This window comes from Chitinophagales bacterium (assembly GCA_017303835.1).
In the GTDB taxonomy this organism is placed as follows: Bacteria; Bacteroidota; Bacteroidia; order Chitinophagales; family Chitinophagaceae; genus JAFLBI01.
On sequence record JAFLBI010000001.1, the window covers coordinates 2,733,518 to 2,750,338 of the forward strand.

The 16,821-nt window shown below is 43.2% G+C and carries 14 protein-coding genes; 13 read left to right on the top strand and 1 reads right to left on the bottom strand.

Annotated elements, in window-relative coordinates:
* The first annotated feature begins 4 nt into the window (after positions 1–4).
* The 9 genes from J0L83_12450 (at position 5) to J0L83_12490 (ending at position 11,304) form a co-directional block, all read left to right on the top strand.
* Positions 5–1,204, top strand: coding sequence for an argininosuccinate synthase (locus tag J0L83_12450; GenBank protein ID MBN8665384.1), 1,200 nt, complete (start codon positions 5–7; stop codon positions 1,202–1,204).
* Entirely contained in the window at positions 1,197–2,177 is a 981-nt protein-coding gene (locus tag J0L83_12455) for an N-acetyl-gamma-glutamyl-phosphate reductase (protein MBN8665385.1), read from the top strand. Before J0L83_12450 ends, J0L83_12455 begins: the two co-directional genes overlap by 8 nt.
* Positions 2,178–2,213: 36 nt before the next feature.
* Positions 2,214–3,359 (top strand): aspartate aminotransferase family protein, encoded by a 1,146-nt coding sequence (locus tag J0L83_12460; protein MBN8665386.1) that lies wholly within the window; start codon positions 2,214–2,216, stop codon positions 3,357–3,359.
* A gap of 2 nt (positions 3,360–3,361) precedes the next feature.
* Positions 3,362–4,330 (top strand): N-acetylornithine carbamoyltransferase, encoded by a 969-nt coding sequence (locus J0L83_12465; protein MBN8665387.1) that lies wholly within the window; start codon positions 3,362–3,364, stop codon positions 4,328–4,330.
* Entirely contained in the window at positions 4,323–5,111 is a 789-nt protein-coding gene (argB, locus tag J0L83_12470) for an acetylglutamate kinase (GenBank protein ID MBN8665388.1), read from the top strand. Before J0L83_12465 ends, argB begins: the two co-directional genes overlap by 8 nt.
* A complete protein-coding gene (locus J0L83_12475; protein MBN8665389.1) occupies positions 5,104–6,225 on the top strand; it encodes a M20 family metallo-hydrolase in 1,122 nt (373 codons plus the stop codon). The genes argB and J0L83_12475 overlap by 8 nt, the downstream gene beginning before the upstream one ends.
* Positions 6,222–7,562, top strand: a complete 1,341-nt coding sequence (argH, locus tag J0L83_12480; GenBank protein ID MBN8665390.1) for an argininosuccinate lyase — start codon at positions 6,222–6,224, stop codon at positions 7,560–7,562. Before J0L83_12475 ends, argH begins: the two co-directional genes overlap by 4 nt.
* Positions 7,563–7,661: 99 nt before the next feature.
* Positions 7,662–10,469, top strand: coding sequence for an outer membrane beta-barrel protein (locus J0L83_12485; GenBank protein MBN8665391.1), 2,808 nt, complete (start codon positions 7,662–7,664; stop codon positions 10,467–10,469).
* Between the two features lie 121 nt (positions 10,470–10,590).
* The gene (locus J0L83_12490) at positions 10,591–11,304 is read left to right on the top strand and encodes an FKBP-type peptidyl-prolyl cis-trans isomerase (protein ID MBN8665392.1); all 714 of its coding nucleotides are present in this window, start codon (positions 10,591–10,593) and stop codon (positions 11,302–11,304) included.
* Between the two features lie 41 nt (positions 11,305–11,345).
* Here J0L83_12490 and J0L83_12495 read toward each other — a convergent pair whose 3' ends face one another.
* Positions 11,346–12,140, bottom strand: coding sequence for a GLPGLI family protein (locus tag J0L83_12495; GenBank protein ID MBN8665393.1), 795 nt, complete (start codon positions 12,138–12,140; stop codon positions 11,346–11,348).
* Positions 12,141–12,284: 144 nt separating this feature from the next.
* On the opposite strand from J0L83_12495, the gene J0L83_12500 reads away from it, so the two are divergent.
* From J0L83_12500 to J0L83_12515, 4 genes are all read left to right on the top strand, one after another.
* Positions 12,285–14,009, top strand: coding sequence for a HAMP domain-containing histidine kinase (locus J0L83_12500; protein ID MBN8665394.1), 1,725 nt, complete (start codon positions 12,285–12,287; stop codon positions 14,007–14,009).
* Positions 14,006–14,692: a response regulator transcription factor gene (locus tag J0L83_12505; GenBank protein MBN8665395.1), complete on the top strand. Its 687-nt coding sequence runs from the start codon at positions 14,006–14,008 to the stop codon at positions 14,690–14,692. Before J0L83_12500 ends, J0L83_12505 begins: the two co-directional genes overlap by 4 nt.
* 89 nt (positions 14,693–14,781) lie before the next feature.
* Entirely contained in the window at positions 14,782–15,969 is a 1,188-nt protein-coding gene (gene kbl, locus J0L83_12510; protein MBN8665396.1) for a glycine C-acetyltransferase, read from the top strand.
* A gap of 8 nt (positions 15,970–15,977) precedes the next feature.
* A complete protein-coding gene (locus tag J0L83_12515) occupies positions 15,978–16,814 on the top strand; it encodes a class D beta-lactamase (GenBank protein MBN8665397.1) in 837 nt (278 codons plus the stop codon).
* Positions 16,815–16,821: the final 7 nt, after the last annotated feature.

Consider the following 16,821-nt stretch of genomic DNA (forward strand, 5'->3'; position numbering starts at 1 on the left):
CAATATGAGCAAGAAAGTTGTTTTGGGTTTCAGTGGCGGACTGGATACCTCTTACTGCGTGAAATACCTGTCTGAAGAGAAGGGCTATGAAGTGCATAGCATCATTGTAAATACTGGTGGTTTTTCTGCTGCTGAACTGGAAGAAATTGAAAAGCATGCGTATAAGCTGGGTGTAAAAACCCATGTGGCGATTGATGCAGTACAAGGTTATTACGATAGCATTATTAAATACCTCATTTACGGAAACGTACTAAAGAATAATACATATCCGCTAAGTGTAAGTGCTGAGCGTTTGAGTCAGGCCCTGCATATTGCGGAACATGCAAAAAAGCTGAATGCAGATGCAGTAGCTCATGGCAGTACCGGTGCCGGTAATGATCAGGTGCGTTTTGATATGGTGTTTCATATCATGATTCCCGGCGTTGAGATTATTACACCCATTCGAGATCTGAAATTGAGTCGCGAAGAAGAGATTGCTTACCTGCAATCAAAAGGTGTGGAGATGAATTTTGCAAAAGCTGCTTACTCTATTAATAAAGGCCTTTGGGGTACCAGTGTGGGCGGTAGAGAAACATTGAACAGCAAAGGCATGTTACCTGAAACTGCCTGGCCTACACAGCTTACTGCTACAGCAGATGCGGAAGTAGTGCTGCATTTTCAAAAAGGAGAATTGGTAGCTGTGAATGACGAATGTTTTGATCACCCTAGCAAAGCCATTCAATATTTGCAAACCATTGCTGGTACTTATGCGATCGGTAGAGATATCCATGTAGGCGATACGATTATTGGCATCAAAGGTCGCGTTGGTTTTGAAGCCGCAGCGCCCATGGTGATTCTGAAAGCACACCATGCACTTGAAAAACATGTGTTAACCAAGTGGCAATTGCAATGGAAAGACCAGTTGGCTTCATTTTATGGTAATTGGTTGCACGAAGGTCAGATACAGGATCCTGTGATGCGTGACATTGAAGCTTTCTTGGAAAGTTCTCAGCAGCAGGTTACTGGAAAAGTGTTTGTACAGTTGATGCCTTACCGCTTCCAGATCATTGGTATTGAAAGCAAATTTGATTTGATGAGCAGCAAGTTTGGAAAGTACGGTGAGATGAATAACGGTTGGAGTGGCGATGATGTGAGAGGCTTCAGCAAAATCTTCGGTAATCAAACAGCAATCTATCATCAGGTAAAATCTGCAGCTAATGATTAAAGCAGGTATCATCGGTGGAGCCGGATATACCGGCGGTGAACTCATCAGAATTCTGTTGGGTCATCCGGAAGTGGAGATTGCTTTTGTACACAGCAGAAGCAATGCAGGTAAGCCCTTACATACAGTACATGCCGACTTAATTGGCGAAACGGACTTACTTTTTGCAGATTCAATCAGTCAGGGTATTGATGTGTTATTTCTTTGTCTTGGTCATGGTGAATCGAAAAAGTTTCTTACAGAAAATACTATTGATGCGCGTATTCGTGTGATTGATCTGGCCAACGATTTTCGTTTAGCCGAAAATGCACAGTTGGGCGAGCGACAATTTGTGTACGGACTTCCTGAATTGAACAGAGAGGCTATTCGGGCAGCAAAAAATATTGCCAACCCGGGTTGTTTTGCAACAGCCATTCAGTTGGGCTTATTACCATTGGCACAAGCAGGCTTACTTAAGGAAGCTTATGTAACAGGTATTACAGGTTCTACAGGTGCGGGACAATCACTCAGTGCCACTAGTCATTTTAGCTGGCGTACCAACAATATTCAAGCATACAAAACCTTGACGCATCAGCACCTGGGGGAGATTGTGCAAAGCTTACAGCAATTATCCACGCAGCCACTTGTGGAAGCACCTGTGCACTTTGTGCCCTGGCGTGGTGATTTTGCTAGAGGAATTTTCGCCAGTGCTACAGTAGATACAGGGGAATCGCTGAAAAACTTGTATCAGTTGTATCGCGACTATTATCAGTCGCATCCATTCACAGTAGTTACAGATCAGGCAGTTTTCCTGAAGCAGGCTTTGAACACCAACAAGTGTGTGATTCAATTAGAAAAATCAGGCAATAAGCTGGTCGTACATTCCGTGATTGATAACCTCATCAAAGGCGCGTCGGGCCAGGCAGTACAAAACATGAACCTGCTCTTTGGTTTGGAAGAAACAACAGGTTTGCACTTAAAATCAATTGGCTTTTAAAAACATCATCAACCATTCTCATCCCCAAATTCGCTCATGAAACTTTTCGACGTTTATCCCATCAATGATATTACCATCACCAAGGCACAGGGCAGTTATGTTTGGGACAATGATGGTGTGCAATACCTCGATATGTATGGTGGCCATGCGGTTATCAGCATTGGTCATACTCACCCACATTGGGTAAAGCGCATTGAAGATCAGTTAGCGCAGATCGCTTTCTATTCTAATTCTATCCGTATTCCTATTCAGCAGCAACTAGCTGATAAGCTGGGACAGCTGAGTGGTAAAACCGATTATCAACTCTTTCTCTGCAACAGTGGCGCAGAAGCCAATGAGAATGCCTTAAAGCTGGCGTCATTTCATACAGGAAGAAAGAAAGTAATTGCTTTCAGCAAAGCTTTTCATGGCAGAACTTCTTTGGCTGTTGCAGTAACTGACAATAAAAATTATGTAGCACCGGTTAACGAAACTGATAATGTGATTTTTCTGCCATTCAATGACCAAGTTGCATTGAAAGCTTGCTTTGAAGCCAATGGAAAAGAAATTGCCGCAGTCATTATTGAAGGTATACAAGGTGTAGGCGGTATCAATGTTGCGGATGATGATTTTCTGCGCTTGATTCGCTCACTGTGCGATCAGTACGGCGCAGTCTATATCGCAGACAGTGTGCAGTGTGGTTATGGCAGAAGCGGTCTATTCTTCGCACACGATTATGCAGGTGTCAACGCAGACATCTATACCATGGCCAAGGGTATGGGTAATGGATTTCCTGTTGCAGGCATCCTTATTGCGCCACATATCCAGCCTAAGCATTTCATGTTGGGTACTACTTTTGGAGGCAATCATCTGGCATGTGCTGCAGCATTAGCGGTATTGGAAGTGATGGAACAAGAGAATCTGATTGAGATGGCCAAACAGCGTGGCATGTACCTGATGAATAAACTAAAAGCGATTGATGGCTTACAGCATGTACGTGGCCGCGGTCTCATGATTGGTTTTGATGTACCAGAACAGTTAAAAGACTTGAAAAAGCAGTTGCTCTTCTCACATAAAGTATTTACAGGTGAAGCTAAACCTAATGTGATACGCTTATTGCCCTCACTGGCATTGAGCAGAAAGCAAGCGGATGAGTTCTTAGAGGCCTTGCATGATTCCATCAACGACTTAACCCAAGCATAGACATGAGAAATTTTTTGTCAACAAAAGATGTGGCCAATATCAATGCACTTGTACAACAAGCGCTGCAGTATAAAGCCAATCCATTAAAGGATCAGCAGCTGGGAGAAAATAAGCGTATTGGCTTATTGTTCTTGAATCCAAGCTTGCGAACCCGCTTGAGTACACAGGTGGCTGCGCGTAATTTGGGTATGGAAGCTGTTGTATTTAATGTTGACAAAGAAGGTTGGGCTTTAGAGTTTGAAGAAGGTGCTATCATGAGTGGGAATACCGTAGAACATGTGAAAGATGCTGCACCTGTATTGGGACAATACTTTGATATTCTTGCCATCAGAACATTTCCATCTCTAAAAAATAGAGAAGATGATTACAGCGAAATGTTCATTAATCAGTTTGTAAAATATGCGGGTGTGCCTGTAGTGAGTTTGGAAAGTGCAACACTGCATCCATTACAATCATTGACGGACATTATTTCAATTCAAGAATCATTAATAGCTAAGCCCATAACTAAAGCCAAACCTAAAGTTGTGCTCACATGGGCGCCGCATGTAAAACCTTTACCACAGTGTGTGGCCAATAGTTTTGCACAATGGATCAATGCTTGGGGTGAAGCAGATTTTGTGGTTACGCATCCGGCAGATTATGAATTGTCTGAGGAATTTACCAAAGGTGCTGCCATCACGCATGACCAAGATGCAGCATTAAAGGATGCGGATTTTGTGTACGTAAAAAACTGGAGTACTTTCCATGATTATGGTAAAGTGTACGAGAACGATCCTGCTTGGATGATGACCAATGAGAAACTGGCGCTGACAAATCAAGCGAAAGTGATGCATTGTTTGCCGGTACGGAGAAATGTAGAATTGAGTGATGAAATTCTTGATGGTCCGAACAGTTTGGTGACAACGCAAGCGGGTAATCGCGTATGGGCAGCGCAAGCAGTATTGGCTTCAATTTTACGCAATAATGGATAAGCTTTATATCATCAAAATAGGCGGCAATATTGTAGATGATCCAGCCAAGCTGGCTGCATTTCTACAGTCCTTTGCATTGTTGCAAGGGAATAAAATATTGGTGCACGGTGGTGGTAAATTGGCAACACGTGTTGCAGAAGGCATGGGTATAGAACAGCAAATGGTGGATGGAAGAAGGATTACCGATGCGGAGACGCTGAAAGTGGTTACTATGGTCTATGCGGGCCATATCAATAAGTCTATTGTGGCCAGTTTGCAACAGCATGGTTGTAATGCAGCGGGATTGACAGGTGCAGATGGCAATTTTATTCAGGCAGCTAAACGTCCTTTAAAGAACGGTGTGGATTATGGTTATGTGGGCGATGTGCAGCAAGTAAATGCCGTGCTGGTGAAAGATCTTTTGCAGAGAAACATCACGCCGGTAGTGGCCCCTATTACACATGATGGGAAAGGCCAACTACTCAATACCAATGCGGATACCATTGCACAGGAAGTGGCTAAAGCTTTGTCCGCCTACTATGAAACAGCCCTGATCTATTCATTTGAAAAGCCAGGTGTTTTGCTCAATGCAGATGATGATAGTACAGTAATTCCTGTCATCAATGCTGCGTATTATACTGAGCTAAAAGAAAAACAACTGGTTTTCGCAGGTATGTTGCCTAAATTAGACAATGCATTTGCTGCCATTGATAGTGGTGTGCGCAAAGTGATTATTGGTAAGGCTGAAGAATTACCCTTGCTCATTAGCGGAAATGCAGGAACACAAATTATTCATGACTGATCAAGTACATATTGATGCATTATATGAAAAGGCAGTAAGCTTACTGAAAGGTTTGATTGCCATTCCCTCTTTTTCCAGAGAAGAAGACAAGACTGCTGATTTAATTGAAAGCTTTTTCCAGCAAGAAGGTATTCCTGCCTATCGCTTTCTTAATAATGTTTGGGCGCTGAACAAATATTTTGATCCGGCCAAGCCTATCATACTCCTGAATTCGCATCACGATACCGTAAAACCGAATCCACAATACACCAAACATCCCTTTCAGCCAATTGTGGAAGACGGCAAGCTCTATGGTTTGGGTAGTAATGATGCCGGTGGTTGTTTGGTGAGTTTGATTGCCACTTTTGTGCATTTCTACGCTCAAGAAAATCTTCCCTTCAATCTAGTATTGGCTGCGACAGCTGAAGAGGAAATTACCGGCCATTATGGTATTGAAGCTTTGTTGTTGCATCAGGAGTTTTTGCAATCAGTTGGACAGCAGTCCGCGCCTATGCAAGCACTTGCTGCTATTGTAGGAGAACCTACACAAATGGAATTGGCTATCGCCGAGAAAGGATTACTGGTCTTAGATTGTACGGTTCACGGCAAAGCTGGCCACGCAGCACGTGAAGAAGGAGAAAACGCTATCTATAAAGCATTGCATGACATTCAGTGGTTTCAGCAATATCGTTTTGATAAAGTATCAGAATGGTTGGGGCCGGTGAAAATGAGTGTGACTGTGGTGAACACGGAAAATAAAGCCCACAATGTGGTGCCGGCTGTTTGTCAGTTTGTGGTAGATATCCGCATCAATGATTTTTATACGCACGAAGAAGTGCTGAGTATTATTCGTCAGCATCTAAAGGCTGAAGTAAAGCCGCGCTCAGCGCGCTTACGTTCTTCACGTATTGCATTAGATCATCCTTTGGTGCAAGCTGGTGTAGCTTTGGGCAGAAAACCTTATGGTTCGCCTACCTGTTCTGATAAAGCCCTGATGCCTTTTCCCGCATTGAAAATGGGGCCGGGTAATAGTGCCCGTAGCCATACAGCTGATGAATATATTTTCTTAGATGAGATCAAGCAAGGAATAGAGGGCTATATACAATTGCTTCAGCATACAAAAACGCAGGCATGAAACTCTGGCAAAAAGATACCGCAGTCGACAAAGCAGTAGAGCAATTTACTGTAGGTAGGGATAAGGAATTTGATCAACTGCTAGCACCGTTTGATGTGTTGGGTAATATTGCCCATGCCAAAATGTTGGCGTCTGTTGGACTGCTGACAGCAGAGGAAGCGGATCAATTGGTCAAGCGTCTGCAGAAAATCTATCCTACAACACTGGACACAGATTTTGTAATTCCTGAAGGAATGGAAGACATCCATTCTTATGTAGAGTATCTGCTGACGCAGGAACTCGGCGATACAGGCAAAAAAATTCACGCGGCAAGAAGTAGAAACGATCAGGTTTTAGTGGATATCAAATTGTTTCTGCGTTACGAGTTACAGCAATTGGTTCGCTCCATAGAACCTTTTTTCGCATTACTGCAGGAGCAAAGTGAAGCCTATAAGGACCATTTACTACCGGGTTATACGCATTTGCAATTAGCCATGCCTTCTTCTTTTGGTTTGTGGTTTGGCGCTTATGCGGAGAGTTTGGTAGATGATCTACAGACTTTACAAGCTGCATACAAAGTAGTGAACAAAAATCCACTCGGTTCTGCAGCAGGCTATGGTTCTTCTTTTCCCATCAATAGAACCTTGACTACTGAGTTGCTCGGATTCGAGCACCTGAACTACAATGTAGTGTATGCGCAAATGGGCCGTGGTAAGGCCGAGCGCATCGTGGCGCAAGCCATGGCTAACTTAGCTGATACTTTGTCCAAGCTCAGTATGGATATGTGCATCTATCTCAATCAGCATTTTGATTTTATCTCTTTCCCTGCTGAGCTCACTACCGGCAGCAGCATTATGCCTCATAAAAAAAATCCGGACGTGTTTGAATTGATCCGTTCTCATTGCAATCGCATCAAGGCTTTACCGAATGAGATCACTATGATGACGACTAACTTGCCCAGCGGTTACCACAGAGATTTGCAATTATTGAAGGAACATTTATTCCCCGCTTTCCAAACCCTGCAGCAATGCATCCAGATGGCAGCACTGATGTTGAGTAATATTCATATCAAGCCAGATATTCTGAAGGACGAGAAATTCAAATACCTCTTTACTGTAGATGCAGTGAATGAACTGGTAAAACAAGGAACCCCTTTCCGCGATGCCTATAAAATCATCGGTAAGCAGGTAGAAGATGGCAGCTTCAACATGCCTGATGCGCCTGCACCTACCACACATGAAGGCAGCATAGGCAATCTCTGTAATGCTGAAATTGCTGCTATGATGCAGCAGGTATTGAATGGCTTTGGTTTCGAGCAGGCCGAACAGGCGGTTTCTCGTTTATTGAATCCAGCATAGTTGCCGTTCATACCAGATTAACCTAGATTAACTTTTCCGTCAACTTAGTTAACCGGTTGCGCAGTTTAGGCCAGATAGATTTGTGCCGAAATCAATTTTATGCGCACAGTTTATACGATTCTCTTTCTGCTGACAATTTCCTTTTCTATTCAGGCTCAGCAACCTGCTGTATCCGGTAGGGTTTATGATACGGTGCTGAAAAAGGGCTTGGCCTATACCACGGTTTCGCTTGTTGATCATAAGGATTCTACTCTTGTGGCATTTTCCAGAGCAGACTCAACAGGAAAATTTATCATTCGCGAAATCCCCAAACCAGGTAAATACCTGCTGTCCACTTCATATGTTGGTTATCTGCCTGTTTGGTTACCTGTAGAATTGAAGCAGGGAGAGCATCTGCAAGTAGGTAATGTGGTTGTGAGTGATCTGGCAAGTATGAGCAGTGTAACGGTTAATGCACGCAGGCCACCTGTGGAGATGAAGAATGATACACTTGAGTTCAATACTGAGAATTTCAAAACACAGCCCAATGCTGTTGTGGAAGACATGTTGAAGCGATTACCTGGCGTAACAGTTGACAGAGATGGTGCTGTGCGTGTAAATGGTCAGCAAGTGCGTAGTGTATTGGTGAATGGGAAGGAGTTTTTTACTGGAGATCCGAAGTTGGCTACAAAGAACCTGAATGCAGATTGGGTAGATAAAGTACAGGTATACGATAGAAAATCAGATCGTGCACAGTTTACCGGTATGGATGATGGTCAAAGTGAAAAAGCCATCAACCTGAAATTGAAGAAGGATAAGAATAAGGCAACTTTCGGTAGGGTGACTGCCGCAGCAGGTACAGAAGGTCGTTTCGATGCGCAGGCCAATGTCAATAGATTCAATGGAGAAAAGCAATTATCATTTATCGGTATGGGTAACAATACCAATCGTCAGGGCTTTTCTCTTGGTGATATCCTGAATTTCAATGGAGAATTACAGCGCGGCATGCGTAGTGGTGGCGGTGGTGTCTCCATTCGTATCGGTGCCGGTGAGGATTATGGATTGCCTGTAACAGGTATGGGACAAAATCAGCAAGGTGTAGCGAATACCTATGCAGGAGGTTTGAACTTCAACGATAAGTGGAATAAGAAAACAGATGTGAATGCCAATGCACTTATCAGTGATACAAGACTGTTCACCGAGCGCAATACCAATCGACAGAATTTATTCCCGGGAAATAACTTCAATTATCAGTCGAATTCCAAAACCAATCGAGACGCCCAGCAGCAACGTTTTGGTATGACAATAGATCATCAGTTCGATAGTTCCCACTCTTTGCGTGTTGTTCCTCAGCTCACTTTTCAACAGGGCAGAACCCAAACGCTGAATACTTATCGTTCTGATGCATTGAATGGTCAGCCTATCAATAATGGTTTCTCCGATAATAGAAATCAGACCGAAGCCATGAATTTCAGTAACAATATGTTGTTAAGAAAGAAGTTTAAAAAGAAGGGTAGAACCTTCTCTGCAACTGTGAATATGGCCTATAATGAGAGTTCACTGGAAGGCAGTTTGTATACCAAAAACACTTTTTATGCTGCAGGAATTCCTGTAAAGGATTCGATTTTAAACCAACGTGCTATCAGAGATGCTGTGGCGCGTTCAATAACCAGTTCCGCAACATTCACTGAACAATTGGGTAAGCGCTCTTTGCTGGAACTGACAGGTTATTACAACGCCAGTTCAGGTAATAGTGATAGGAAGACCAGAGATTTTAATGCGGGCACAGGCAAGTATGATGTAGATAACCTGATTTTATCAAATGCATTTGCCAACCGTAATACGGTAGCTGGTGGTACCATCGGCTTACGCACCAATTACAAAAAGATCAATGCCGGTATTTCAGCTTCTGCGCAGCAAACCAACCTAATTAGTGAGAATAAAACCACTGCGACAACTATAGAACAGAATTTCTCAGATATTCTTCCATCGGCAAATCTGCGCTATACTGTGAATTCTAAGGCAAGCGTTAACATCAATTACAATACGTCTACACAACAGCCTTCTACTACACAGTTGCAGCCCGTTCCTGATGTATCTGATCCTTTGAATGTATCTGCAGGTAATCCCGATTTGCGTCGTTCCTATATTCATAGTCTTACAGCTTCATTCACTAATCTGAATATTGCCAGAGGTCATAACCTGTTCTTTGTGGCATCACTGAATAAGACCAATAATGCGATTGTGAATTCAGATATCATTCAGGCCAATGGTAGTCGCTTCAGCAGACCGGTGAATGCAGATGGGGTATTCTTCGCATTTGCCAACCTGAATACAGGTTTTAACCTGAAGAAGCTGAAATCGAGATTGGATATTGGCCTCGGTGCGAATCATAGCAACAATATTTCTTTTGTGAACAATCAGCGCAATGAAATTGCAAACACTTCTATTAGCCCAAATTTGAGTTGGACCTTCTCATTGGAGAATAAGATTGATGTTTTTGCATCTGGTCGGTTGAATATCAGTAAAGCGGCTTATTCACTGCAGCCACAGCTGAACAATCGTTTCTTGCAGCAGGTATACACGATTGAAATGGTGAATTATCTGCCCGGTAATTTGATCTTCAACAACAATCTTACTTACACAGTGAACAGCGGTCGTGCAGATGGTTTCAACACCAAAGTGCCTTATTGGACTGCTTCTATTGCCAAGAGCTTCCTGAAGAATAAGCGTGCAGAAGTAAAGCTGAGTGCATTTGATCTCTTAAATCAGAACGTAGGTATTACACGTAACGCCAATCAGAACTATGTGGAAGATGTACGCTACAATGTACTGCAACGATATTTTACCCTTGGCTTCACGTTTATCCTGAATAAGAGCGGTACTGCCAGTGCCGGACCAAGAATGGTTTTCAGGACTATGAACTAGTTTTTCCTATCACAGTTTAGTCCCGGCCTTTCCAGGCTGGGATTTTCTTTTCCTCTATTTACTGATTTTAGCACTTGATTTCATCTGGCTTGCCCTACATTTGAAGCCCTAATACAAGAATATGAAGCAAGTATTGATCGCACTTAGTTTGTTTACTGCGGTACAAGCAACTGCCCAGCAAAAGCCTGTAGCAAAGCCTAAGCCCGTTGCAAAACCTGCAGCACCTGTCTTGAAAAACTTAAACGATAGTGCAGCTTATGCATTGGGTTTATCAATCGGACAAAGTCTGCAACAGCAACCTAAATTGTCTACACTGAATGTATCGTTGGTGCAGCGTGCTATTGCAGATGTTTTGCAAAAGAAGCCTACACTGTGTGCGCCCGAGTCTGTGAATGATATCATGGAGACCTATATGAATAAAGACAATGCAGTAAAGATCAAGGCCAATAAAGCAGCCGGTGCAGCATTCTTAGCGAATAATGCCAAGCGTCAGGGTGTGATTACCATGCCGGAAGGTTGGCAATATGAGGTGATCAAGAAAGGTACAGATACAACTAAGCCAAGTTTGGAATCAACCATTCGTTGCCATTATCATGGTACACTAATAGACGGTACTGTATTCGATAGTTCAGTGGATAGAGGCGAACCAATCAGTTTCCCTTTAGGTAATGTGATACGTGGCTGGCAATTGGCATTACAACAAATGACTGTAGGAAGTAAGTGGAAGATTTACCTGCCTTCAGATTTGGCATATGGCGATAGGGCTGCCGGAGAGAAAATTGGTCCGGGTGCCACACTGGTTTTTGAAGTAGAACTACTTGGTATCGAGAAATAAAAAAAGGCACTCAAGCGAGTGCCTTTTTTTATAGGGATTGCTTAACGACCACCGCCAAAGCGCATACCGCCTGGTCCCATATTTTGCATGATTTCGGTAACTGCTTTTCTAAATCCTTCTGGAGTCACTTTTTTACCCTTCTTAGGTTCTTTCAGCATTTTAGCATCTGCTTTAGTTTGCACTTCTAAAGCGCTGAAAACTGTTCCACCATTGTCAATATCTAATTCCAGAATCACGCCGGGCAAGCCATTAAAGTTTTCAGGTCCAGCAGGTGCAAGAATATCATCTGCAAACCAAGCAATCACATCTACTTCTTTTTCTTGCGAAGCTTGTGTTTGCTGATTTCCTGCGGGAGCACCACCACCAATCGACATACGCATAGTAGGGTTAGCAATCTTGGTACGCAAACTTGCTTTTCTACATAGATGACCAGCAATGGTTTTGGTTTCTTCAGAAAGTTTCCATTTCTCTTTTCTTACAGAATCTGTGATTAAGAACTGCTCGCCTAGTATTTCTCTGGAAGAAAGTTTTTTCCCTTCGATAAAATGAAAATAGGTTTCATCGTTACCTCCTCCACCAATCCGCATAACAAAACCGCCACCTCCAGTTGAAGGTTGTGGTGCTTCGTCTTCCGGAACAGTTTTATAGATCGAACTCACTTCATTGAAAATCAGCATCTGCTTAGTAGTCCTGAACTCAGGCATAAATGCCTTCATTTCCTCACTTGCGTTTCGATGCATATTCTGTTTTCTCTCATAAATAATAGTACCCTCTTTTTGTTGGGCAAATAAACTGGTGCTTAACAATACGCCAGCGATTAACCATACACTTTTCATACAAATTTTTTTATGCAGCAAATCTACCCGTGGCTTTGGTTAAGGGGGGTTGGAATGAGGTTAATTAAGGTTAAGGGTGAATTGCTGGCTGCCAGAGGGTTGTACATTTGTTTTGTGAAGCGAATAAGGATTTCATTACTGCTCATGCTGTTAACAATTCTGTTGGTGGCGCTCGGTCAGGTATACTGGCTGCGTAAACTCTATGCAGATGAGTACACCAATCTGAAGCGGGGTATCGATGCCAGTTTCCGAACCAGTTTTTTTCAGTTACAGCGTAATCGCTTTTTACAAGACACCCTGCTTTTTACTGCAACTGACACCAATAAAGTAGCACAAATCATTTCTACTGTAAAGCCAAGAAAATCCTTTGCTAAGAATTTCAAGTATGAAATGCGGGTAAGTGAGGAGCGTGATAGCGGTAAAGTAGCTTCAGCACTGGCAAAAACATTGAATAAAATCTCTCCTGATCAAATACAGGCCATCAATATATTTAAAGCAGGCGATAAAGCTGTTCCTCCGCCTGAGTTAATGGAAGTATTCATCCGTCAAGCCCAGCAAAGAGATACCAGCACTAAAGTAAGCGTTGACACAAGTGGTGGTATCAAACGAATCATCCTTAATGGAGGTTCAACGCTTCAAGTAAGTTCGAATTCTGGACAGGTTGATAGCTTATTGAAAAAAGCTATGAGCAATATGCGCATGTCTTTTTTGATGAAGCATACCGACAGTGGATCAAAGAAACAGTCTGATACCATTTTGCATATTGTTACACCACCAACTGCAAGTATTCAGACGACTCCATTTAATCAACCTGTTGTTACACTCTTCAAGAATAATAAAACACTGAATGATTCTATTCCTCCGGCACAGGTGGATAGTGCTTTTAGAAAAGTATTGGCCGAGAAGCACCCAAAACTGCCCTATACCATTGTGTTTAAGAAGTGGCAAAGGGACAGTTTGCCCCTAATGACCGAGCCAAGGGATACACTCAGCGGATTTATTACTGCAGCCATGATCACCGGCTTTACAGTACCTTATTCGTATCAAGCTGTGTTCAGTGATACGGGCAGCTATCTCTTGCAGCAAATGCGTTGGCAGGTTATTGGTTCGCTGGCATTAATTGTCTTATTGATCACTGCATTCGTATTCATGTATCAGAACTTACGAAGGCAGCAACGTTTGGCTGATATCAAGAATGAATTCATCAGTAATATCACCCATGAGCTTAAAACGCCTATTGCAACGGTAAATGTGGCGATTGAGGCATTGCGCAATTTCAATGCGATTCAAAATCCCGAGAAAACAAAAGAGTATCTGGATATTTCCGGTGCTGAATTACAAAGGTTGGGACTCTTGGTAGATAAGGTGCTCAAGTTGTCGATGTTTGAGAAAGATGCAGTGCACATGCAGCTGGAAATGCTTGATCTGCAGCAACTGATTCAGGAAGTGGAGCAAACCATGCGCTTGCAGTTTGATAAAGTGCATGCTGCCGTGCAGGTGGAAACAGAAGGTCAGTACTTCACTATTCAAGCAGATCGGATGCACATGATCAGTGTGGTGTATAACCTGCTGGATAATGCGCTGAAGTATAGCGAAGGAAAACCAGTAATTACCATCAAGCTTATCAGTAAGTCCCCCCATATTTATTTGCAAATAGCTGATCAAGGTATTGGTATTCCAAGAGCGTATCAGCAAAAAGTGTTTGAGAAATTCTTCCGTGTGCCGAGCAATGACAGACATAATGCCAAGGGCTATGGTTTGGGATTGAGTTATGTGGCCCATATTGTGCAACAGCATGGCGGACAAATTACTGTTACCGATAATCAACCCAAGGGTAGTGTATTCACCGTTCAATTACCGATTGCATGAGCATCAAAGTACTATATGTAGAGGATGAAGTCTTTCTCGGCAAAATCGTGAAAGAAACCTTGGAGAGCCGTGGCTTTGAGGTGGTGATGGAAACCGATGGTGCCAATGTGGTGCGTCTATTTGAAGATGCCCAACCCGATATCTGTATTCTGGATGTGATGCTGCCCAATCGCAATGGATTTGAGCTAGCAGAAGATATCCGCAAGCTGAATGAGGATATGCCCATCATCTTCTTAACTGCTAAAACACAAACAGAAGATGTGGTGCGTGGTTTCAAGCTGGGCGGCAACGATTATATCCGTAAGCCTTTCAGCATGGAAGAATTGATCGTGCGAATTGAAAATGCACTTCGTGTAAAGCAGGCAACTCAGATCACCATTAGCGGTGATAGCTTGGCTATTGGTCGCTATCAATTCTACCTTAACCGACAAGTTCTCGCCATCGGCAGCCAGGAGAAAAAACTGTCATATCGCGAAGCAGAACTGCTCAAGTATCTCTGGCAGCATCGCAATGATGTGATCGACCGCCGAGAACTCCTCAACCATATCTGGGGCAATGATTCCTTCTTCAATAGCCGCAACCTGGATGTTTATATCACCAAACTGCGCGGCTACCTCAAAGAAGACACCGCCGTGGAGATACTCACCATCAAGGGTGTTGGGTACCGGTTTGTTATCAGCTAATCACTTAACAATCAATTAATTGCATTGTTCCTGATTCCCTTCGGGGCTTCCCGTCCTGCTCCTTACCTTTGCAGCCAAAAGTTTGCAATATGAACGAACAATTTGTGGCACGTATCGCAACGGAACTGAAGGAAATAGAAGCGGCCGGATTGCTGAAAAGAGAGCGCATCATTACCAGTGAGCAGGGACCAGAAATCACGGTTAACGGTAAGCAGGTACTGAATTTTTGTGCCAACAATTATCTCGGTTTATCTTCTCACCCCAAGGTGATTGAAGCTGCCCACAAAGCCATTGATACCCATGGTTATGGTATGAGCAGTGTGCGTTTTATCTGTGGCACACAGGATATTCACAAAGAACTCGAACAAAAGATTGCCCAATTTCTGGGTACAGAAGATACCATCTTATATGCTGCGGCTTTTGATGCCAATGGCGGTGTATTTGAACCGCTGTTCAATGAGGAAGATGCCATCATTTCTGATGCATTGAACCATGCTTCTATCATTGATGGCGTGCGTTTGTGTAAAGCACAGCGTTTCCGTTATGAGCACAACAATATGGAAGATTTGGAAGCCAAACTGAAAGAAAGTGCAGGCTGCAGAAGTCGCATCATCGTTACAGATGGTTCATTCAGTATGGATGGTACCATCGCACAATTGGATAAAATATGTGACCTCGCCGATAAATACAACGCTATTGTGATGATTGATGAATGTCATTCATCCGGCTTTTTGGGCAAGACTGGTCGCGGTACACATGAGCACCGTGGTGTGATGGGTAGAATTGATATCATCACAGGTACATTAGGTAAGGCCTTGGGTGGTGCATCAGGTGGTTTCACATCCGGCAGAAAAGAAATCATTGAAATGTTGCGCCAGCGTTCACGTCCGTATCTCTTTTCTAATACAGTTGCACCTAGTATTGTAGGGGCTTCTATTGCTGTATTGGATATGCTGACTGAAACAACGGCACTGCGCGATAAACTGGAATTCAATACCAAATACTTCCGCACTAAGATGACGGAAGCAGGCTTTGATATCAAGCCGGGCGAGCATCCAATCGTGCCCATCATGCTCTATGATGCAGTTATTGCACAGCAATTTGCAGCTGCGTTACTGGAAGAAGGTGTGTATGTGATTGGTTTCTTCTTCCCTGTGGTGCCCAAAGGGCAAGCACGTATTCGTGTGCAGCTGAGTGCAGCACATGAGCAGGCGCATCTGGACAAAGCCATTGCGGCATTCACCAAAGTAGGTAAACAACTGGGCGTTATTAAATAATTGATTGTATGAATTGGACTAAGCAGACAGCAGGATGGTTATTGGGATTGGCGTTGACGTTTTCAACTTGTAGTCCCAATAATGTGACAGTAGACGATAGCCTCAAAACACATTTTGATAAGCAAAACGTAACAGGCACATTCGCTATGTTCGATAATAGCTTGGGTCAGTTCACTATCTACGCATTGCCCAAGTACAAAGACTCTGCTTATACACCGGCTTCTACTTTCAAAATCGTGAATTCTCTCATTGGTCTGGAAACAGGCGTGATTGAAAACGAAAAAATGGTGATTCGCTGGGATGGTGTAGTGAGAACTGGTCCTGCCGGCGATACCATGCATGCATGGAACAAAGACCTCACCATGGAAGAAGCGTTCAAAGCTTCTGCTGTGACTTATTATCAGGAAGTAGCTCGTCGTATTGGTAGAGATACTATGCAGCGTTGGTTGGATAGTTTGAAATATGGCAATCATGTGATTGGTAAAGAGATTGATCAGTTTTGGTTGGATGGCAGCCTGAAAGTGCGCCCTGATGAACAACTGGGTTTGGTTAAACGATTGTATTTCGGTGAACTGCCTTTCCAAAAGCGTACACAGGAAATTGTGCGTAACGTAATGTTGCAGGAGGCGAATTCAAATTACAAACTCGCTTACAAAACAGGTTGGGCGAATCCCGGAACTGATCAACAGAAAGGCTGGATACTGGGTTGGATAGAAGAGAACAAGCATCCTTATTTTTTTGTGTTGCTGGTAGAAGCCAAGGCTGGAACGGATATGCAAACTGTGCGCAAGCAAATACTCATGGATATCCTGAAGCAGCTGGGTTTTCTGGAAGGCAAACGCTAACAAACAA